Genomic DNA, 775 nt, shown 5'->3' with positions numbered 1-775 from the left:
CCCTTGTCCCTGGTCGGTGGTGAGCCACACCTGGCTGACGCAGCCCGGCACCTTGTTGGCGGGAGTCCGCGCGGCGTCGGGGAACGGCGGCAGCGCTTCGCCGAGTTCGATCACGTAGCGATAGCGGTCCTCCCACTCGTCGAGCAGGGAAAAGTCGTCGCGGATCGTCTGGATCGTGGTCGTCATTGTGCCGGATATAGTCATCCGGCATCCCCGCGTCACGAAAAAAGAAAGAAAACACCGCAGGCGTCGAGAGGTCGGACGGGCCTGCGGTGTCGCCAATCAGCGGCTAAAACTCAATTCTTAGTCGGCGCCTTCGCCGGAATGTTGACGGTCGCCGGCAGAACGACGTCCACGCTGCCTGTGGCCACGGACGTGTCGAGCCCTCCGTCGCTGGCCTTATCGCCGGCCTGGCCGTCCTCCATCATGGCGGCGGCGATCTTGGCGGTCTCCCTGGCGCGGGCGCCGATCGTGTGCATGGCGGATTTACCGGTCTCGCACACGTCGGGCTTGCGCTCGCAGATGCCGGCTATGTCGCCGACCGCCTCGCGCGCCGCAAACAGCGCCTGGATCGGCCCAACGGTCTCATGTCCGGCCTCGTCGGTGCCGACATTCAGCGGCAGCGCCAGAAGAACCAGCGAAAACCAGAAAGCCATTCTAATAAGAAAGCCCATCTCAACGCCCTCTCGTCCGTGACCGGATCATGCATCTTTCGGCATGACCTCTTTTATGGGCTGGATCGTGGCACACACGCACAAAGGACGGCTTGCGTGGA

At 63.5% G+C, this 775-nt stretch carries 2 protein-coding genes; both read right to left on the bottom strand.

The features are described from left to right. Positions 1–186 (bottom strand): SufE family protein (locus EOA33_RS37370; protein WP_190234529.1); only part of this gene is annotated, 186 nt, incomplete at its 3' end. Between the two features lie 110 nt (positions 187–296). Continuing rightward, positions 297–674: a DUF5330 domain-containing protein gene (locus EOA33_RS37365; protein WP_127407831.1), complete on the bottom strand. Its 378-nt coding sequence runs from the start codon at positions 672–674 to the stop codon at positions 297–299. Positions 675–775 lie beyond the last annotated feature (101 nt).

The organism is Mesorhizobium sp. M4A.F.Ca.ET.050.02.1.1, assembly GCF_003997725.1.
In the GTDB taxonomy this organism is placed as follows: Bacteria; Pseudomonadota; Alphaproteobacteria; order Rhizobiales; family Rhizobiaceae; genus Mesorhizobium.
The sequence above is the reverse complement of the archived record's forward strand: the minus strand, read 5'-3'. Positions and strand labels throughout refer to the sequence as shown.

Coding starts and splice junctions, on each gene's coding strand:
- EOA33_RS37365 (WP_127407831.1), bottom strand. CDS start 674: ATGGGCTTTCTTATTAGAATGGCTTTCTGGTTTTCGCTGGTTCTTCTG.